This window comes from Flavobacterium sharifuzzamanii (assembly GCF_003254585.1).
Taxonomy (GTDB): domain Bacteria; phylum Bacteroidota; class Bacteroidia; order Flavobacteriales; family Flavobacteriaceae; genus Flavobacterium; species Flavobacterium sharifuzzamanii.
Map to the genome: position 1 here is coordinate 477,631 of NZ_QJGZ01000041.1, position 20,451 is coordinate 498,081.

The 20,451-nt window shown below is 34.2% G+C and carries 13 protein-coding genes; 11 read left to right on the plus strand and 2 right to left on the minus strand.

The genetic code is table 11. From position 1 onward, the window contains the following. The first annotated feature begins 143 nt into the window (after nucleotides 1-143). From DMA14_RS19275 to DMA14_RS19320, 10 genes are all read left to right on the plus strand, one after another. Nucleotides 144-3,254, plus strand: a complete 3,111-nt coding sequence (locus DMA14_RS19275) for a SusC/RagA family TonB-linked outer membrane protein (protein ID WP_111426159.1) — start codon at nucleotides 144-146, stop codon at nucleotides 3,252-3,254. A gap of 15 nt (nucleotides 3,255-3,269) precedes the next feature. Continuing rightward, on the plus strand, nucleotides 3,270-4,778 hold the full coding sequence (locus DMA14_RS19280; protein WP_111426160.1) for a RagB/SusD family nutrient uptake outer membrane protein: 1,509 nt from the start codon (nucleotides 3,270-3,272) through the stop codon (nucleotides 4,776-4,778). 169 nt (nucleotides 4,779-4,947) lie between these two features. Further along, on the plus strand, nucleotides 4,948-6,402 hold the full coding sequence (locus tag DMA14_RS19285; protein ID WP_111426161.1) for a glycoside hydrolase family 30 protein: 1,455 nt from the start codon (nucleotides 4,948-4,950) through the stop codon (nucleotides 6,400-6,402). 93 nt (nucleotides 6,403-6,495) lie between these two features. Further along, complete coding sequence (locus DMA14_RS19290) at nucleotides 6,496-7,947, plus strand: glycoside hydrolase family 30 protein (protein ID WP_111426162.1); 1,452 nt, start codon at nucleotides 6,496-6,498, stop codon at nucleotides 7,945-7,947. Nucleotides 7,948-7,976: 29 nt separating this feature from the next. Then, nucleotides 7,977-9,446, plus strand: coding sequence for a glycoside hydrolase family 30 protein (locus tag DMA14_RS19295; protein WP_111426163.1), 1,470 nt, complete (start codon nucleotides 7,977-7,979; stop codon nucleotides 9,444-9,446). An 18-nt stretch (nucleotides 9,447-9,464) separates the two neighbouring features. Continuing rightward, nucleotides 9,465-11,210 (plus strand): cellulase family glycosylhydrolase, encoded by a 1,746-nt coding sequence (locus DMA14_RS19300; RefSeq protein WP_111426164.1) that lies wholly within the window; start codon nucleotides 9,465-9,467, stop codon nucleotides 11,208-11,210. A 60-nt stretch (nucleotides 11,211-11,270) separates the two neighbouring features. After that, entirely contained in the window at nucleotides 11,271-12,341 is a 1,071-nt protein-coding gene (locus tag DMA14_RS19305; protein ID WP_111426165.1) for a glycoside hydrolase family 16 protein, read from the plus strand. Between the two features lie 72 nt (nucleotides 12,342-12,413). After that, nucleotides 12,414-13,253 carry an endonuclease/exonuclease/phosphatase family protein gene (locus DMA14_RS19310; RefSeq protein WP_111426166.1) on the plus strand — a complete coding sequence of 280 codons (840 nt, stop codon included), beginning with the start codon at nucleotides 12,414-12,416 and terminating at the stop codon, nucleotides 13,251-13,253. A 2-nt stretch (nucleotides 13,254-13,255) separates the two neighbouring features. Further along, the gene (locus tag DMA14_RS19315; protein WP_111426167.1) at nucleotides 13,256-14,680 is read left to right on the plus strand and encodes a glycoside hydrolase family 30 protein; all 1,425 of its coding nucleotides are present in this window, start codon (nucleotides 13,256-13,258) and stop codon (nucleotides 14,678-14,680) included. Between the two features lie 13 nt (nucleotides 14,681-14,693). After that, complete coding sequence (locus DMA14_RS19320; protein WP_111426168.1) at nucleotides 14,694-16,919, plus strand: glycoside hydrolase family 3 N-terminal domain-containing protein; 2,226 nt, start codon at nucleotides 14,694-14,696, stop codon at nucleotides 16,917-16,919. Between the two features lie 45 nt (nucleotides 16,920-16,964). Here DMA14_RS19320 and DMA14_RS19325 read toward each other — a convergent pair whose 3' ends face one another. Then, nucleotides 16,965-18,986, minus strand: coding sequence for a hypothetical protein (locus tag DMA14_RS19325; protein ID WP_111426169.1), 2,022 nt, complete (start codon nucleotides 18,984-18,986; stop codon nucleotides 16,965-16,967). 151 nt (nucleotides 18,987-19,137) lie between these two features. Further along, nucleotides 19,138-19,395 carry a hypothetical protein gene (locus DMA14_RS19330; protein WP_111426170.1) on the minus strand — a complete coding sequence of 86 codons (258 nt, stop codon included), beginning with the start codon at nucleotides 19,393-19,395 and terminating at the stop codon, nucleotides 19,138-19,140. A gap of 282 nt (nucleotides 19,396-19,677) precedes the next feature. Here DMA14_RS19330 and DMA14_RS19335 point away from each other — a divergent pair, with 282 nt between their 5' ends. Continuing rightward, nucleotides 19,678-20,433 (plus strand): NUDIX hydrolase, encoded by a 756-nt coding sequence (locus DMA14_RS19335; RefSeq protein WP_111426171.1) that lies wholly within the window; start codon nucleotides 19,678-19,680, stop codon nucleotides 20,431-20,433. Nucleotides 20,434-20,451: the final 18 nt, after the last annotated feature.

Genomic DNA, 20,451 nt, shown 5'->3' on the forward strand with positions numbered 1-20,451 from the left:
ATTATGTTTTTTTTGATGTGTTTTTATAATATTATTTTTTTCGATTTGATGTGTTTTTGTAATGATTTTTGCCTGTGAAAAGTAAAAATTTAGTTTTAGTATTGCATCAAATTACTAATTAATTAACCAAAATTTTTAGAAAAATGAAATTAACAAAATTACTTGTTTTTTGTATTTCATCTTTGTTATTCTCGGTTATAGCTGTGGCTCAGGATGTCACAGTAAATGGAATAATTAACGATGAAAATGGTTTGCCTGTTCCAGGCGCAACAGTTTTATTAAAAGGTACTACAAAGTCTACTGCGTCAGACTTTGACGGAAAGTTCCAGATTCAGGCACCTTCAAACGGATCATTAACAATTACTTTTATTGGTTACTCTACAGTAACAGAAGCAGTAAACGGAAGAACAAAAATTACAATTCAATTAAAACCAGAATCACAATCTTTAAATGAGGTTGTAGTTGTTGGATATGGTACTCAAAAGAAATCTGTTGTAACTGGAGCAATCTCTAGTGTAAAATCGGCTGATCTTGAAAAAGTACCAAACGGAAGAGTTGAACAGGCCTTACAGGGTAGAGTAGCAGGGGTTTCTGTTGCTGCAGTTTCTGGACAGCCAGGTGAAAAGTCTAAAGTTCGTGTTAGAGGTATCACTACATTTAGAGAAGGTGGAAACGATCCTTTATGGGTTGTTGACGGTATCGCTGTAGATGCAAACGCAATTGGTTTTATCAACCAAAGTGATATTGAGTCTATCGAGGTGCTTAAAGATGCTGCTTCTGCTGCAATCTATGGTACTCGTGCAGCTACAGGGGTTATCTTAGTTACAACTAAAAAAGGTAAATCAGGAAAAATTTCTGTAAACTATAATGGTTTTGCTGGTATATCTGCTCCGGCTAAAAAATTAGATATGTTGAATGCTACTCAGTATGCAACTGTAATGAATGAAAAATCTTTAAATGACGGAGGAGCTATTAAATATCCTAATCCTTCAGCATTAGGAAAAGGTACAAATTGGCAGGATGCAATCTTTAATGATTCTGCTTTCAGATACACACATGAATTAAGTATTAGTGGTGGTGGTGAAAAATCTACTTTCTACGCTTCTTTCGGAATTCAAGATCAGGAAGGTATCGTTACTACAGATATTTCTAACTATACTAAGAAAAACTTCAGATTAAACTCTACACACAAAATTTCTGATTACTTTACTTTCGGACAAACTTTTGGATATACACATCAAAAAACAAAAGGTATTGGTAATACAAACAGTGAGTTTGGTGGACCTTTAAGCTCTGCGATCAATTTAGATCCGCTTACTCCACTTGTAGTTACTGATCCGACGGAAGCAAATTCAGGATTTTATACTAATCCAAATGTTGTTAGAGATGCAAATGGTAATCCTTACGGAATATCTTCTTTAGTACAACAAGAGATGACAAACCCTCTTGGGTATATCCAAACAAGATTAGGAGGATACAGCTGGTCAGATGATTTTGTTGGTAATGCTTATTTAGAGGCTAACATTACAAGTCACTTAAAATTTAGAACTACTCTTGGTGGTAAGTTAGCTTATTGGGGAGATCAAATGTTTACTCCAGTTTTCTTCTTGAACCCAAACATGAAAGCTGATAGAAATAACTACAGCCAAAACAACAATAAATCTTTAGCATGGACACTTGAAAATACTTTAAGCTATGCTAACAAATTTGGTGATCACAACGTAAGTGTTTTAGCTGGACAAGGAGCTTATGTTGAAAATATTGGTGGCTCTATTGGAGTAACAATGTTCGGATTGCCAATTACAAGCTACAAAGATGCTTCTTTTAACTTTGATATTCCTCAATCGGATAGAGTTAACAGAGCAAGTGATTTTGTAGAGCACAAATTATCTTCATTGTTTTTGCGTGCTAACTACGATTACATGGAAAAATATCTTTTTACTGGTATTGTTCGTCGTGATGGATCAACTCGTTTTGGTGAAAACAATAAATGGGGAGTTTTCCCTTCATTCTCTTTAGGATGGGTACTTTCAAAAGAAGGTTTCTGGAAAGAAAACAATGTAGTTAATACTTTAAAACTACGTGGAGGTTACGGAGTTGTAGGTAATGATAACATTGATGACTTCAAATATAGAGCTTTAGTTGTTGGTGGTTATAACTATGCTGTTGGAACTTCAGGAGGTATTACAACTGGATATGGAAACTCGACTCTTCCAAATGCAAACTTAGGATGGGAAGAAACTTCTCAAACTACTGTTGGTCTTGATGCAAAATTATTTAATGATTTTTCTCTTACACTTGATTACTACAAGAAAACAACAAAAGGTATCTTGAGAAACGTAGTAATTCCTGGATATGTTGGAGTAGTTGACGCGCCATCTGCAAACATTGCTGATATGGATAACAGCGGTTTTGAAGCTGAATTAGGTTACAAGAAAAGACTTGGAGAGTTCAATTTAGGTGTTAATGCAAACTTTGCTTACTTGAAAAATGAAATTACTTATGTTGGTTCATCTACAAACTTCATTGTTGGAGATGCTTCTTTCCAATCTATGGGACCTGTAACAAGAACACAAGTTGGACACTCATTTAACGAATTCTACGGATTTAAAACAGCAGGAATTTTCCAAAATGATGCAGAAGTTGCAGCTTACAAAAATGCAAATGGAGGCTTAATTCAGCCAAATGCTAAACCTGGAGATTTCCGTTGGGTGGATGCTAACAACGATGGAAAAATTACTGATGACGATAAACAATTCTTAGGAACTAACATCCCTAAATATACTTTTGGTTTCACAGTAAACTTAGATTACAAAAACTTTGACTTTATGGCATTTACTCAAGGAGCTGCTGGAAGCAAAATTTTCCAAGGTTTAAGAAGGCTTGATGTATTGAATGCAAACTACCAAACAAAAGCTTTAGATCGTTGGCACGGTGAGGGAACTTCAAATGACTACCCAAGATTGACAAATAATGATCCAAATAAAAACTACACAAACATGTCTGATTTTTATCTTGAAGATGGAAATTACCTACGTTTAAAAGTGGTAACTGTTGGATACACAATGCCAACTAACTTATCATCTAAAATTGGAGCAGATAAAGTTCGTTTTTACCTAACAGGAGAAAACTTAGTGACTTTTACAAAATATACTGGGTATGATCCAGAAATTGGAGGTCAGGTTTATGGTGTAGATAAAGGAGTTTATCCACAAGCAAGATCTATTCTGTTTGGAGCTAACGTTCAATTTTAAAAAAATTAAAGAATCATGAAAACGATAAAATTTAAATATATATATGTAGCTGTGGCATTGGCAGTTCTTGGATCTTGTTCTGAGGATTTTGTGACCATCAACCCAGAAGGAAAATTTGATACAAGTACTTACTTTTCTAATGAGCAACAATGTTATGCCGCTTTAATTGGAGTTTATGATCCGATTAGAAAAAACACAGGTGGTTTTGAAAATTTAGTAGCAATGTTAAATGCTGGTTCTGATGATTTTTATGCTGGTGGAGGTAGTTCTACAGATGGAACAGGAATTCAGAATTTCTCTACACACTCGCTTACTTCAATTACCATTCCGGGAAGCTACTGGAATGATCACTATCAAGGGATCTCTAGAGCAAATATGTTGTTAGCTAAATTACCAGCTGCTTCAATGAATGATGCAGTTAGAAACAGATTTGCAGCAGAAGCAAAAACATTGCGCGCATTTTACTATTTCAACTTAGTAAGATTGTTTAAAAACATTGCATTAGTTTTAGAGCCATTGTCTACAGAAACAATCTATAATCCTGAGCAAGTTGCACCAGAAGTAATTTATGCTCAAATTGAGAAAGATTTAACTGAAGCTATTGCAGTTTTACCAAATAATGTAGCTAAGGATACTGAAGCAGGAAGATTTAATAAAGGAGCAGCTCAAGCACTTTTAGGGAAAGTGTATTTGTTTGAAGGTAAAAAGACAGAAGCTGCTGCAGTTTTAGCAGAAGTAAATGGTACTCCAGGAGCTGTAAATCAATATGGTAATAAATTATTAGATGATTATAGTGATTTATGGGATACATCAAACAAATTCAACGAAGAGTCATTAATCGAAGTATCTCACAGTAGTGCAGGTAACTCTGATTGGACGTTCTGGGGGAATGGTAGAGACGAAGGTAACTCTTTAAACATCATGGTTGGACCTAGAGGATATTCAAAAACAAAAGGTACTGATGCGCCAGATCTTCCTTCAGGATGGGCTTTCAACGTTGCAACTCAAAAATTATATGATGCAATGCAAGGCGATCCACGTAAAGATGCTACAATTCTTGATTTAAAAGCATTAAAAGCAGCAGGTAAAGCAAATTATATCCCAGCTTACCAAGATACAGGATATTTCTTGAACAAATACCTTCCAAGACAGTCAGATGTTAGTACAGGTGGTGGTAACTCAGAGTTGAACTACAAACAAAACTCTTACGTAATCAGACTTGCAGATACATACTTAATGGAAGCAGAAGCTTTAGGATCTGGACCAAGAGCACAAGCATTACTTGATGCAGTTAGAGATAGAGTAAAACTACCTCACGTTCCTGTAACGTTAGCGGCTATTAAGCATGAAAGAAGAATGGAATTAGCAGGTGAAGGACACAGATTTTTTGATTTAGTAAGATGGGGAGATGCAGCAGCTGCATTATCTGACAGAGGCTTTGACGCTGGAACAGATGAGATTTTCCCAATTCCGTACACAGAACTTAACGGTACTAAATTGAAACAAAATCCTAACTATCAATAAAAGTTGAATTCCGACAAAAATAAAAAGTTAAGTTAAGTTTAAGTTTAAGTTTGGTTGTAAATAGCCCATAATCATTATGAGTATGGGCTATTTTTTAAATCCTTCATAGGTAGAACTCGATTTTGATTTCTTCTAAACTTCAATTTAAAATCATAATAATTGGAAGCGAATGAAAAAAAATAGTTTAAAAATTTTATGCCTTTTGTTTTCTGCTGCAGCTTTTGCACAACAGCCAAAAACAAAAAAAGAGTTTACAACCAACGGAAAAAAAATAACCGTTTACACTACCGCAGAAAACTCAAAGTTGCGATTAACCACTACAGATAATTTAACTTTTTCTGCCGCAAAACAGCCTCTAGAAACAGAAACTTCTGTTTTTGTACAGCCAGCTAAAAAATTTCAAACTTTTATGGGAATCGGTGGAGCTATCACAGATGCTAGCGCCGAAATATTTGCTAAACTTTCAAAAGAAAAACAAGCAGAATTCTTAGATGCTTATTACGATAAACAAAAAGGAATTGGCTATTCTTTGCTAAGAACAACAATTCAAAGTTCTGATTTTAGCAGTGGAAGCTATTCTTATATCGAAGAAGGAGACAAAGATTTGAAGACTTTTTCTATTGATCATGACAAGCAATATCGTATTCCTTTAATAAAACAAGCCATTCAGAAAGCTGGAGGAAAATTGACAACATACGTTGCGCCTTGGTCGCCAAATGCTTTTATGAAAAGCAACAAGAATGTATTAAAAGGAGGAACTTTACTTCCTGAATACTATCAGACTTGGGCAAATTTCTATGTAAAATTTATTAAAGCCTACGAAAAAGAAGGCATTCCAATTTGGGGAACTTCTACACAAAATGAGCCAATGGCGGTACAGACTTGGGAATCTTGTATTTATACAGCTGAAGCCGAAAGAGATTTCATCAAAAATTATCTTGGGCCAACTTTGAAAAAAGAAAACCTTGGCAATAAAAAAATTATTGTTTGGGATCATAATCGTGATTTGATGAATTATCGTGCAAACGTAATTTACTCAGATCCTGAAGCAGCAAAATATGTTTGGGGAATGGGATTTCACTGGTACGAAACTTGGTCAGGCGGAGCGCCAATGTTTGATAATGTTGGAAAAGTAAATGAAGCTTATCCAGATAAAAAACTGATGTTTACAGAAGGGTGTATCGAAAAATTTGACGCATCAAAATATCAATTTTGGGGTAATGCAGAACGTTACGGCACTAACATGATTCATGACTTTAATAACGGAACTGTTGCTTGGACAGACTGGAATATTCTTTTAGACCAGAATGGTGGACCAAATCATGTTGGAAATTTCTGTTTTGCACCAATTCACGCAGACACAACAACAGGAGAATTAATCTACACGCCATCTTACTATTACATCGGACACTTTTCAAAGTTTATCCGTTTAGATGCTGTGAGAGTAAGTACTGCAGTGAGCAAAAGCGCTTTATTGAGTACCTCTTTTTTAAATGCTGATGGAACTATGGCCACTATCGTCATGAACCAATCAGCAAATGACCTTACCTACAATTTGATTATTGGAGATCAAAAGGCAGAAGTAAAAATTCCGCCACACGCTATACAAACACTTGTTTATTAATATTTTGTAGTAAAGTAATGAAGAGGACTAATTTGAATCATCCATATTAGTCTTCTCTTTGCTTTTAATTTTTAAAACGATTTTTTAAGCAACATGAAAGTTACCTCTCAAATATTTTTATCAGCCTTTGTCTTAATGCAATTAAGCTGTTTTACCTCAAAAATAACAGCTCAAAAAAATAATAAAATAAAGGTTTATACTACTGCCGAAAACACCAATTTGAAATTATCATTATCAAATGATCTAATTTCAAAAAACAACACTACACAACAAAAAACATCAACAGTATCTATTTTAGTAAATACTGAAAAAACAGACCAGACCTTCCTGGGAATCGGTGGGGCAATTACAGATGCTAGTGCAGAAGTTTTTGCAAAATTGTCGCCAAAAAAACAACAGGAATTCTTAACGGCCTATTACGATAAAAACAAAGGTATTGGATATTCTTTGGCAAGAACAAACATTCACAGCTGTGATTTCAGTAGTGACAGCTACACTTATATTTCTGAAGGAGACAAAGACCTTAAGACTTTTAATATTGACCACGATCGCAAATATAGAATCCCTTTAATCAAAAAAGCAATTGAAACAGCCGGCGGAAAACTAACCTTATTTGTCAGCCCATGGAGTCCCCCAGCTTTCATGAAAGACAATAATGATATTTTGCACGGCGGCGTTTTGTTGCCTGAATTTGCTCCAGCTTGGGCATTGTATTATGCTAAATTTATAAAAGAATACGAAAAAGAAGGAATTCCAATCTGGGGATTAACGGTTCAGAACGAACCAATGGCAAAACAAAGATGGGAATCTTGCATCTTTACTCCAGAAGCAGAAAGGGATTTTCTTAAAAATCATCTTGGTCCAACTTTAGAAAAAGAAGGTCTAGGTTCTAAAAATGTTATTATTTGGGATCATAACCGAGGAAACATGCTAACTAAAAGAGCAAATCTCGTTTTCTCAGACCCAGAAGTTTCTAAATATGCTTGGGGAATCGGATTTCATTGGTATGAAACTTGGAATGGAGGTCCGCCTCAATTCGAATCGGTAGCAAAAGTTCACGAAGCATTTCCAAACAAAAATCTACTTTTTACAGAAGGATGTATTGAAAAATTTGATGCTTCTAAATATCAGTTTTGGGGAAATGCAGAACGTTACGGAATCAATATGATTCATGATTTTAATAATGGAACTGTAGGCTGGACAGACTGGAATATTCTATTAGATCAAAATGGAGGTCCAAACCACGTTGGTAATTTCTGTTTTGCACCGATCCATGCTGATACTACAAAAGATGAATTAATTTATACTCCGATGTATTATTATATTGGACATTTCTCAAAATTCATTAGACCAAACGCAAAAAGAGTACTTGAAACCACAAGCGATAAATCTTTATTAAGCACTTCTTTTAAAAATTCTGACGGACAATTGATTACGATTGTAATGAATCAATCTGAAAAAGAGGTTGTTTATTCTTTAGAAAATCAAACTGGAAAAGCGACAATTACAATTCCAGCACACGCTATACAGACTATTGTATATTAATTGTCAGACTAACTAAAAAACCACATAAAATGAAGTTTAATTTAAAGAATGCCATAAAAGCATTTTTCTTAATGGCAGTTATATTGGCTCAAGTAAAATGCTCCTCTTCAAGTGATCCTATAGAAAATACACCTATAGATCCGCCAGTGGTAAATCCTCCAGTAGTTACAAAGGATGTTGATTTCTGGCTGACAAAGGGCAATCAGAGTGCTTTACTGGAAAAACAATCCTTGATATTAGGATTTGGTACAACAGCAAATGCTTATGCTAACATTGAAGTCAAGGATACGCAGAAGTATCAAACTATTGATGGTTTTGGATATACTTTGACAGGAGGAAGCGTAGACGTTATTAACCAATTAAATGCAACAAAAAGAACTGCTCTTTTGCAGGAGTTATTTGGTTCTGGAGAAAACGCAATAGGAGTAAGTTATATTAGGATCAGTATTGGGGCTTCAGATTTAAGTGCTGCGCCTTTTACTTATAATGATCTTGCAACTGGAGAAACAGATTTAAATTTAGATAAATTTAGCTTAGAAAAAGACAAAAATCTAATCGCCATGCTGAAAGAGATCTTGGCAATTAATCCCAAAATTTTAATCTTAGCAACACCTTGGTCTGCACCTATTTGGATGAAAGATGTTGCTAGTTTTAAAGGAGGGAAACTAAAAACAGAATATTATAATGTTTACGCTAAATATTTTGTAAAATACATTCAGCAGATGAAAGCTGAAGGGATTACAATCGATGCAGTAACTCCTCAAAACGAACCTTTGCATGACGGAAACAATCCAAGCATGTATATGTCTGCAGCAGATCAGGCAAGTTTTATAAAAAATAGTTTAGGGCCAGCTTTTAAAGCAGCAAATCTAAATGTCAAAATTATTGCCTACGATCACAATTGCGATAATCCAAATTATCCAAAAACAATTTTGGCAGATGCAGATGCTTCTCCATTTGTAGACGGATCGGCTTTTCATTTATATGCGGGAGATATCAGTGCACTAACTGATGTGTATAATTCATACCCGACCAAAAATGTGTATTTCACAGAACAATGGACTTCTTCTGATGGGCAATTTGGAGGCGATTTAAAATGGCATCTTCGAAATGTAATTATCGGATCGATGAGAAATTACAGTAAAAATGCATTAGAATGGAATTTGGCTAACAATGCAAATTTTGGTCCTCATACAGATGGAGGTTGTGACATGTGCAAAGGCGCTATAACTATAACTTCTAACAATAGTTTTGATCGTAATGTAGCGTATTATATTATTGCACATGCTTCAAAATTTGTCCCAATGGGATCAACTAGAATTGAAAGTAATTCAACTGGCAATTTGCAAAATGTAGCTTTTATCACTCCTTCAGGTTCTAAAGTATTGATTGTTGAAAATGATGGTGCTGCTACAGAAACCTTCAATATCAAATTTAATGGGAAATGGGTAACAACTTCGCTTGAAGGGGGATCAGTTGGGACTTATACCTGGAAATAAATTTAGAAACCTTTCGATATGAAAAAAATAATTTTAACAATACAGCTTTTAGTTTCTATTGCTTCTTTTGGGCAAGGTTTCTTGCACAGAGACGGACAAAAAATTGTTGACGGTAATGGAAAAAATGTTCTTTTAAGAGGTTTAGGTCTTGGCGGATGGATGGTGCAGGAAGGTTATATGTTGAAGACACAGCCATTTGCCAGCCCGCAATATCAGATTCGACAAAAAATACAAGATGTAATTGGCGAAGAGGGAACAAAAGAATTTTATGCAGCCTATAAAGCAAACGGAATTACAAAACGAGATATAGACTCTTTGGCAAAATGGGGATTCAATTCTATTCGTCTTCCAATGCATTACAATCTGTACACTCCACCAATTGAGCAGGAAAAGAACGGTGAAATCACTTGGATAGAAGAAGGTTTTACCATGACCGATAATCTACTGAAATGGTGTGCAGAAAATAAAATATATCTGATTTTAGATTTGCATGCTGCTCCAGGCGGACAAGGAAATGATGCTGCAATTTCGGATTTTGATACAACAAAACCAGCACTTTGGCAGAGTGAGGCTAATCAGAAAAAAATGATTGCGCTTTGGAAAAAATTGGCTTCTCGTTACCGTGATAATCCGTGGATTGGGGCTTATGATATTATCAACGAACCCAACTGGAATTTTACTGGATCAAATAAAAATGGCTGTGATGAAAACTCAAATGGGCCTTTAAGAGATTTGATGGTTGCGGTTACAAAAGCCATTCGTGAAGTCGATACCAATCATTTAATTTTTATTGAAGGAAATTGCTGGGGAAATAACTACAACGGAATTTTTCCGTTATGGGATGATAATCTAGCTTTAAGTTTCCACAAATATTGGAACTATACCGACAAGGCTTCGATTGAACAAATGTTGAGCTACAGAGAAAAATACAATGTACCAATCTGGATGGGAGAAAGCGGAGAAAATTCTAATGTTTGGTTTAAAGATGCTTTGACATTGGTTGAAACAAACAACATTGGATGGGCATTCTGGCCAATGAAAAAAATAGACAATATTGCTGGAGTAACTTCTGTTACTAAAACTCGTGAATATGATGCTCTGTTGAAATATTGGAAAGACGGTGGTTTAAAACCATCTCCAGAATTTGCAAAAAAGACTTTGATGAAAATGGCGGATAATTACAAAATGGAAAACGTAACTGTTAAGCCAGATGTAATAGATGCAATGTTCAGACAAGTACAGACTGATGATACAAAACCATACAAGAAGAATGCAGTTCCTGGCAAAATTGCAGCAACACATTACGATTTAGGAACCAACGGAAAAGCTTATTCAGATACTGATTTTATAAATTATAGATCGGTAACTGGAAAAGACGAGCAATGGAATCGCGGTAACAGCATGAGAAATGATGGAGTTGATATTTTGCCATGTAAAGACAAAGATTCAAACGGTTATCAAGTTTCATTTATCGAAGACGAGGAATGGATTCAGTACACTGTTGATGCAAAAGAAGGAACTTACAATATTGCTATTCGCTATTCTAGCGAAAAAGCAGAAGGGAAATTGTATTTAGAAATTGAAGGAGGAACAAAATCTGAAGTGATTTCACTTCCTGCAACTGGAGGAAATGACAAATGGAAAACAGCTGTTTTATCTAATGTAGCATTGAAATCAGGTTCAAATAAAGTAAAAGCTGTATTTGAAAAAGGAGGTTTTAATCTGAACTATTTTGACTTTGTTTTGAACAAAACAAAAAAATAGAGGAAATAATATTTATCTTGATATTCAATTTATTAACTAAACCATTTAAATAATAAAAAGATGAAAATAATCAATCTCGCAAATAGAGCAGGAGTATTTACCTTAATTCTATTGTTTGTATTTCAGTCTTGCAGCAGTAACAACGATACAACTGATACTCCTGTTGTAACTCCCGATAAAATTTCTGTTCAAGTTGATGTAGTTGGAAAAACTGCTGAAATGCCAAATGGAGACGGAAGCGGAAAAATTAATTTAAAAATTGATGCTTCTAATGCAAAGTCATATAAAGTTGTGGTAAACAATGAAACAAAAGAATTTACAACCAGCAATTTTTCATATGAGTTTACTCAACAAGGAACCAAAACCTATACGATTGATGTTACGGCATTTAATGGAATAAAATACACTAATACTTCTACAAAAGTAAATGTTTTCGTAGCCAGAAAATTAATCTGGTCAGACGAGTTTAATACAGATGGAGCACCAGATACTTCAAAATGGGGTTACGATTTAGGAAATGGAAACGGTTTTGGGAATAACGAATTACAATATTACACAAACCGCTCTGAAAATGTAAAAATCGAAAATGGACTTTTAAAGATTACAGCAATCAAAGAAAGTTATCAAGGAAGCCAATATACTTCTACAAGAATGCTGACAAAAGGAAAATTTTCTTTTAAGTATGGAAGAGCAGAAGTTCGTGCAAAATTACCAGTTGGAGGCGGGACATGGCCAGCTTTTTGGTTATTGGGAGATAATATAGAAACAGCAGGATGGCCTTTGTGTGGCGAAATTGACATTTTAGAATCAGTTGGAAATAATCCAAATGTTATTCACTCGTCACTGCATTCTCCGGGACGTTCAGGTAATACGCCAGACACCAAAACGACAACGGCTCCAAATTCAACAACCGAGTTTCATATTTATGCCGCTGAATGGGATGCCGAAAATATCAAATTTTATGTAGACGATAATTTATTTTACACTTATAAAAACTCAAGTACAACTCCGTTTAATGCGAAATTCTTTGTGATTCTAAATTTAGCAATGGGAGGAAATTTTGGAGGAACTGTAGATCCAAACTTTCAAAGAGCGACTTATGAAATTGATTACGTAAGAGTGTACAATTAACATAACTTTTAAACAAATTTTTTTCTTTAAAGTCCCGTAAACGCTAGATTTACAAGATTAAAATTTTTTAACATGAAAAAGATAAACAAACTTGTTCTTGCAGTAATGCTGCTTTTAACCGTGAACTCATTTTATGGTCAGAATTTAAAAATTATGACTTACAATATCCGTTTGGATGTTGCTTCAGATGGAGAAAATGCGTGGCCAAAACGAAAGGATTATTTTACCTCTCAAATTGGGTTTTACAGTCCAGATGTTTTTGGAGTTCAGGAAGCAACACCAAATCAAGTTTTAGACATTGCATCGGCTTTGCCAAATTATAGCAGATTTGGAGTAGGAAGAGAAGAAGGCGGATTGGGAGAAGCTTGTACGATTTACTATAAAAAAGATCGTTTTAAAGTCGAACAATCTAACACTTTCTGGTTATCTGAAACTCCAAATGTGGTGTCAAGAGGTTGGGATGCTGCATGCAATAGAGTTTGTACATACGGACTTTTTAAAGATCTAAAAACAAAAAAAATATTTTGGGTTTTCAATTTGCATTTAGATCATATGGGGGAAGAAGCTAGGGTAAAAGGCGTACAGCTTGCTCTTTCTAAAATAAAAGAATTGAACACAAAAAATTATCCCGCTTTTTTAATGGGTGATTTCAATTCTGAACCAAACACAACGCAAATTGGAGAAATCAAAAAAGTGATGGATGATACCAAAGATGTTTCAATAGAAAAACCTTTTGGACCTTCAGGAACTTTCAATGATTTCAAACATAATGAACCCGTAACATTATTATTAGACTACATTTTTATTTCAAAAAATAGTGGTCTAAAAGTTCAAAAACACGCAGTGTTAAGTGATTCTAAAGATTTAAAATATCCGTCGGATCATTTGCCTGTCTTAATAGAAATAGATTAAAAATGAAAAACATCAACAAAAAACTTCAAATCCTGGTTTTGCTGCCGTTAATTGCGATGCAGTTCAATTGCGGATCTTCAAAAAGTGTTACTTCCAATTCTGGAGAAGTAGAATCTTGGATTACTACTACAGATGAAACTTCAAAACTTAAAAAACAAACTGATTTAGTTTTTGGTTCAGAAACAAATTCAAATCAGACAATCGAGATTAATCCAGCTGAAAAATTTCAAACCATCGAAGGTTTCGGATTTTCATTAACGGGCGGAAGTGCTCAAGCTATTAAAAAACTGGATAAATCAAAAAGAGAGGCCTTGCTTCAGGAATTATTTTCTAGAAAAAATGGCGCAATTGGTTTAAGTTATTTAAGAATAAGTATTGGAGCATCAGATTTGAATGAAAAAGTTTTTTCGTATGATGATATGACAGAAGGACAAACAGATATGAATTTGGAACACTTTAATCTTGGCCCAGATTTAGACGATGTAATTCCGGTTTTAAAAGAAATCTTAGCTATAAATCCTAAAATAAAAATAATGGGATCTCCGTGGTCGCCTCCAGTTTGGATGAAAGACAACGGAAGCTCAAAAGGCGGAAGCTTACAGCCAAAATACTATGGAGTTTATGCACAGTATTTTGTAAAATACATTCAAGCAATGAAATCGCACGGAATTGTGATTGATGCCATTACGCCTCAAAACGAACCATTGCACCCAGGAAACAACCCGAGTTTGTTAATGTTGGCAGAACAGCAAGCAGATTTTGTTGGAAACCATTTAGGTCCCGCTTTCGCGAAAGCAGGAATCAAAACCAAAATTATTGTTTATGATCACAACTGCAACAAACCAGAATATCCTTTGACGATTTTAAGAGATCCAAAAGCAAATCCGTTTGTAACGGGATCGGCTTTTCACTTGTATGAAGGAGATATTAGCGCTTTGACTACTGTTCATAACGAATTTCCAAATAAAGATTTGTATTTTACAGAACAATATACAGGTTCGGGAACTAATTTTGAAACAGACTTAAAATGGAGTGTGAAAAACGTAGTAATCGGTTCTATGAGAAACTGGAGTAAAAATGCACTTTCTTGGGGATTGGCAAATGATGAATTCTATAAGCCTTTTACACCAGGAGGATGTTCAACTTGCAAAGGAGCTTTGATGATTGATCAGAACCAAAATATCAAAAGAGAAGTAGGATATTATATCATCGGGCATGCTTCTAAATTTGTTCCAGAAGGTTCGGTAAGAATTGGAAGTAATATTGCAGGAAGCTTATATAATGTGGCTTTCAAAACTCCTTCAGGACAAACCGTTTTAATTGTAGAAAATGATGGAGCTTCAGCTGCAACATTTAATATTAAATATAACCAAAAACAAACCACAACCACTCTAAACGCAGGTGCAGTTGCAACTTACGTTTGGTAAACAACTTAAACACATGAAAACAACAACAATTATGCTGTTTATGCTTTCGCTTTTAGCGTCGGCACAACAGCAGACAATAGATCAGAAAGTCAATGATCTGTTGAAAAAGATGACAATCGAAGAAAAAATTGGCCAGTTAAATCAATACACTGGCGACAATCAGGCAACGGGTCCAATTACAATAAACCCAAACAAACAAGCTGAAATAAAAGCAGGTTTAATTGGTTCGATGCTAAACGTAATCGGAACAAAATATACCAGAGGATATCAGGAATTGGCGATGCAGTCAAGACTTAAAATTCCGTTGTTATTTGGTCAAGACGTTATTCATGGTTACAAAACTACTTTTCCGCTTCCATTAGCAGAAGCGGCAAGCTGGGATTTGCAAGCAATTGAATTAGCAGCAAGAGTAGCAGCAACAGAAGCTGCAGCAAGCGGAATTCACTGGACATTTGCGCCAATGGTAGATATTAGCCGCGATCCTCGTTGGGGACGTGTAATGGAAGGAGCAGGAGAAGATACTTATCTAGGTTCTAAAATTGCTTACGCAAGAGTAAAAGGTTTTCAAGGAAACAAATTGGGAGATTTAAACTCAGTTATGGCCTGCGTTAAACACTTTGCAGCTTATGGAGCTGGAGCTGGAGGAAGAGATTATAACTCTGTAGATATGAGCGAAAGAATGTTGTGGGAGACTTATTTACCACCATTTAAAGCGGCTTTAGACGCTGGTGCAGCAACATTCATGAATTCGTTCAACGATATTAACGGAATTCCAGCAACTGGAAATGTGCATTTGCAGAGAGATATCTTAAAAGGAAAATGGAACTTTCAAGGTTTCGTAGTTTCAGATTGGGGATCAATTGGAGAAATGGTAGCACACGGTTATTCTAAAAATCTTAAAGAAGCTGCTTATTCAGCTATTACTGCAGGAAGCGATATGGATATGGAAAGTAATGCATACCGTAAGAATTTAGCAGAGTTAGTAAAAGAAGGCAGAGTTGCTATAGATTTGGTTGATGATGCAGTAAGACGTATTCTTCGCAAGAAATTCGAATTAGGATTATTTGATGATCCTTACAGATATTCTGATGAAAAACGTGCTGAAAAAGCATTAAGTAACCCAGAGCATAGAAAAGCAGCTCTTGAAGTTGCGGAGAAAAGTATTGTTTTATTAAAGAATGAAAACCAGACTTTGCCAATATCAAAAAATGTAAAAACAATTGCATTTATTGGACCAATGGTTAAAGAATACAAAGAGAACATGGGCTTTTGGTCTGTAGAACTTCCAGAAGTTGATTACAATAAATGGATCGTTTCGCAATGGGATGGTTTACAAAACAAAGTGGGTAAAAACACTAAATTATTGTACGCAAAAGGTTGTGAGATCGAAGGAACAAACAAAGATGGCTTTGCAGAAGCTGTTGCAACAGCTAAACAAGCAGATGTTGTAATCTTGAGTATTGGAGAAAGACGCGACATGAGCGGTGAAGCAAAAAGTAGAAGTGACTTGCATTTGCCAGGCGTTCAGGAAGATTTAGTTAAAGCAATTCAGGCAACAGGAAAACCAGTTGTAGTTTTAATAAACGCTGGAAGACCTTTAGTTTTTAATTGGACAGCAGATAACGTTCCTGCAATTGTTTACACTTGGTGGTTAGGTACTGAAGCTGGAAATGCAATTGCAAATGTTTTGTTTGGAGATTACAATCCATCAGGAAAACTGCCAATGACTTTCCCAAGAGAAGTAGGGCAGGTGCCAATTTATTACAATCACTTTAGTACAGGAAGACCAGCTAAAGATGAAAATTCAACAAACTATGTTTCAGCTTACATCGATTTGAAAAATTCTCCAAAATATCCTTTTGGATATGGTTTGAGCTACACAACGTTTGATTATTCTGGTTTGAAATTATCTTCAACTAAGATAAAAAGCAATGAAACAATCAAAGTTTCTTTCCAATTGAAAAATACTGGAAAAGTAGCTGGAGAAGAAGTGGTTCAATTGTATTTGAAAGATAAATTTGGTTCTGTAGTAAGACCAGTTTTAGAGTTGAAAGATTTTCAAAAAGTGAAATTAAATGCAGGAGAATCTAAAACAATCGAATTCACAATCGACAAAGAGAAGCTTTCTTTCTATAATGATAAAGTAGAATGGGCTGCAGAACCAGGAGATTTTGAAGTTATGATTGGAGCTTCATCAGCAGATATTAAATTAAAATCAGATTTTGAATTAGTAAATTAAATTAAAAACGGGGCTTCTTTTTGAGCCCCGTTTTTTTTATCAAAATTATTTTAGTCGTTTCTTAAAACTGTATTTAAGCATATTTATTAAACCTTGTTCAATAATATCGATTCCAATTCCATAATTGCTGTCGGCAATTTCATGATGTGCATTTCTAAAATCTTCAAAATCTTCACTTGGGATTTCTAAATTGATCAATGGTTTAAAATCGACATAAATAGAAGCGCCATTTTTAGTTACTTTTTTGCGGCTTGTAAAATCAAAATAAGGATTTGTAATAGTACTTTCTTGAATAGTATATTTTTCTTGAGTATCTATTTTCTGATCTGTCGATAAGTTGATCTCGTATTTTTCGTTGTCAAAATTATGCCAGAACGAAACATCGCTGTGTATAAAATCGCGTGCTGAGTTTTTAACCACATTTCGATCAAAATACATTAAAAAACGATTCTTTTCGGGATCTGTAAAATACGGATTTTCGATTGAAGTGTTGTATTGAATTGTAAACTCATTCAGCTTTTTATCATCGCTAACAATTTCAATTGAAGCATCTTTAAAAATAGTCCTGATATCAGTTCCGTTTCTATCGCTAGAATAATTTAAGGCATAGAATAAGAAATTATTCCAGCTGTCAATTATTTCTCTTTTATTAGTGTTTTTGAAATATTTGCGCATATAATTGGCACGATTTCCTTTGTAAGTCGAAACCAATTTTAACTGGCCTATATTATTTTCGGCACTGAAATCTACTTTTTCAGTTATACCATAATAAGGAAATTTATACGGTTCTTTAATCGCTAATTCTTGATTTGGTTTTACCTCCAAATAATGCTTAAAGTAGATAAAACCGCGGTTTTCAAGCAATCCAAATTCATCTCTTGAGGTGGCATCAACAAAATAAGTTTCTCCTTTGTGTTTAATTTTTACAATAACATGATTAAAAGTCAGCAGAGAAGGAAGATAATATTTAATGTAATGGTCAGAATTAAAGTTTACTAATACTACAGAAGAATCAACATTGATATAATCCAGAACCACTTTCAATAAAACCGATTTTGCCTTACAATCACCTTGTTTATTTTCATAAGTTACTGATGGCTCTTGCGGTTTGTGCCCGTTCATTTCATCAGCATTAAAAATATAGTACACATGATTTTGTACATAATCAATTGCAAATTGCAACTTCTCATCTTGATCTGCAATGGCATTCAGTTTTTCAACAAGGTTTGGAGCAAATTCTTTTAAAGAGGCTTTACTGTATATTTCTTCATAAAGCGGAGAAATGTAATTAGATAAATCAATCCAATTACCATCTGTAGCAAAATCAATAAAAGGAGCAATTTCTCTATTAACGTCAAAAGAGTTAATGTAATTTTCTTTGTCAATAACAAAACGCTCTCCTTTTTTCAGGTAATTGATTTCTGGTTCTATAACATTTCCCTCTTCATCTCTGAAAAATGTTTTTTTGTAAGCGATTGTTTCTTTTCTATCATTGATAAATGAAAACTTATATTTTCCGTAAGCCCAATAAGAACTTGGTGTTACATAGACATATTTAAGAAACTCCTTTCTCATAAAATCGCGATCTGTAAAAACCTTTGTGCGAGAATCTTCAGTAATCAAAATATCATAAAGACGTAAATCTTTAATTGTTATGTTTACTTTTTTGTTACTGCTCAAAATGCCGCCTTCGCTTTGATTTTCGCTATCCAAAACTTTAATTTTAGTATCAGCAATTTTATCAATCAAAACACCATCTCTTAAAACACTGATTCTGTGTATAACATAAGTCTCGTTTTCTTCTACGACAACATCTCTTACCGAAGCGCTTTCTAGATTTGATGGTTCGTTAAGTGTATAGGCAACACAAGCATATTCACTATTTTCGATATCGCTTGTATAATAAATTTTATCTAAGAAGTAACAGAAATCTCGACCTTCTTCAACTTGTTTGTTGGAGAAATCGGATTCTTTTATATAGTCAATAAGTTGATCGTCGTTAATTGTAGGCGCCCAGCTTTCTGGTTTTTGAATTTTGTAGCTTTCTGATTCAATGATGTTTTCCATGTACTTTTTCTATAGGGGTATATTCTTACTTTTAAAACGGCTAAAATAATTAATAAATGACCATTTTCTTTCATTTTAGTGTAAAATTTATAATAAAAAAAAAGCCTCACTAAAAGTGAGGCTGTATTATAAATTATAAACATGGACAAGGTTATTTTATTACAGTATTTACAAAATCCATGGCGCCAATTCCTTTATAAGAAGCATACAAAGCTTTGTCAAACGCTTCTTGTTTTGCTTTTTTGTTTTTTGCATCAGTTTCAACAATCATCTCGTTGAAAATTCTTTCTTGTTCTTCACTATATTTCAAGGAAGCTTCTAAGAGATAGGTTTTAGAAACAAACCCAAAAGAATTTAGAATCTTACTTCTAATCTTTTGATTAAAATTTTTTAAAGTATTGGTATTCATGGCTTTCTACATTTAATTTCTACACTCACTTTGAAGATAAATGGTAGCTTTGTATTATTATTCTTTGTTTTTTGATTTCAATTATAACAATTAAAATCATTAATGTGTTATTATGACGCAATGTACTTATTTTTTTTAAATTTGATTTTAAATTTTCGTTAAAATTGTGGTTTAAACACTTCTGTTTTGATTGAAAATCATCTCTTTAGAAAAATACTTGAGTTTTATAAAAATGAAGTAAATTGCAGAGTTATTAAAAGAAAGAATTTATAAAGATTTTTGATGTTAAAAGACATTATAGATAATAACGAAAATTACCAGCCTGGACTTTCCATAGATTGCGTCATTTTTGGTTTTCATGATAATCAATTAAAAGTTTTATTGATAAAAGTGGAACGAGCCAATAAATGGTCTTTACCCGGCGGATTTATTCCTGTTGATCAGGATATAGATACAGCCGCGATTACGGTATTGAATAGCAGAACTGGTGTTGATGGTGTTTTTTTAAGACAATTTGCAACCTTTGGAAAAGTAGATCGTAACAAGCAGCATTTTGATAAAAAAACACTGGAATACCTTAAAATTGAGGAAGCAAAAGGAAAATGGCTTATGCGCCGTTTTGTGACGATTGGCTATTATGCTTTGGTCGATTTTTCGAAAATTCTTCCAAATCCAGCAAACAGACATGAAATAGTAGAATGGATTGACCACAAAGAAGTTCCTGAACTTATTTTAGATCATCGTGAAATTCTGGATAAAGCACTAGATACTCTAAGAATCGAATTGAATTTAATGCCAATAGGTTACAATTTATTGCCAGAAAAATTTACCATTCCAGAACTGCAAAAATTATACGAAACGATTTTGGATAAAAAACTCGACCGCCGAAATTTTTTAAGAAAAATAACCAATATCGGAATCCTTACTAAACTCGATGAAAAGAAAAGCAACGTAGCGCATAAAGCTCCAAACTTATATTCTTTTGATAAAGAAAAATACGATGAGGTTCTTAAAAACGGACTGAATCAAGGCTGGTAGAAGGGTAATAATCTAAAA

Bases quoted from the DNA above. Each gene is read 5' to 3' on its own strand.
- DMA14_RS19305 (WP_111426165.1), top strand. From the start codon at position 11,271: ATGAAAATAATCAATCTCGCAAATAGAGCAGGAGTATTTACCTTAATT.
- DMA14_RS19315 (WP_111426167.1), top strand. From the start codon at position 13,256: ATGAAAAACATCAACAAAAAACTTCAAATCCTGGTTTTGCTGCCGTTA.
- DMA14_RS19290 (WP_111426162.1), top strand. From the start codon at position 6,496: ATGAAAGTTACCTCTCAAATATTTTTATCAGCCTTTGTCTTAATGCAA.
- DMA14_RS19320 (WP_111426168.1), top strand. From the start codon at position 14,694: ATGAAAACAACAACAATTATGCTGTTTATGCTTTCGCTTTTAGCGTCG.
- DMA14_RS19330 (WP_111426170.1), bottom strand. From the start codon at position 19,395: ATGAATACCAATACTTTAAAAAATTTTAATCAAAAGATTAGAAGTAAG.
- DMA14_RS19280 (WP_111426160.1), top strand. From the start codon at position 3,270: ATGAAAACGATAAAATTTAAATATATATATGTAGCTGTGGCATTGGCA.
- DMA14_RS19310 (WP_111426166.1), top strand. From the start codon at position 12,414: ATGAAAAAGATAAACAAACTTGTTCTTGCAGTAATGCTGCTTTTAACC.
- DMA14_RS19300 (WP_111426164.1), top strand. From the start codon at position 9,465: ATGAAAAAAATAATTTTAACAATACAGCTTTTAGTTTCTATTGCTTCT.
- DMA14_RS19285 (WP_111426161.1), top strand. From the start codon at position 4,948: ATGAAAAAAAATAGTTTAAAAATTTTATGCCTTTTGTTTTCTGCTGCA.
- DMA14_RS19325 (WP_111426169.1), bottom strand. From the start codon at position 18,986: ATGGAAAACATCATTGAATCAGAAAGCTACAAAATTCAAAAACCAGAA.
- DMA14_RS19275 (WP_111426159.1), top strand. From the start codon at position 144: ATGAAATTAACAAAATTACTTGTTTTTTGTATTTCATCTTTGTTATTC.
- DMA14_RS19335 (WP_111426171.1), top strand. From the start codon at position 19,678: ATGTTAAAAGACATTATAGATAATAACGAAAATTACCAGCCTGGACTT.
- DMA14_RS19295 (WP_111426163.1), top strand. From the start codon at position 7,977: ATGAAGTTTAATTTAAAGAATGCCATAAAAGCATTTTTCTTAATGGCA.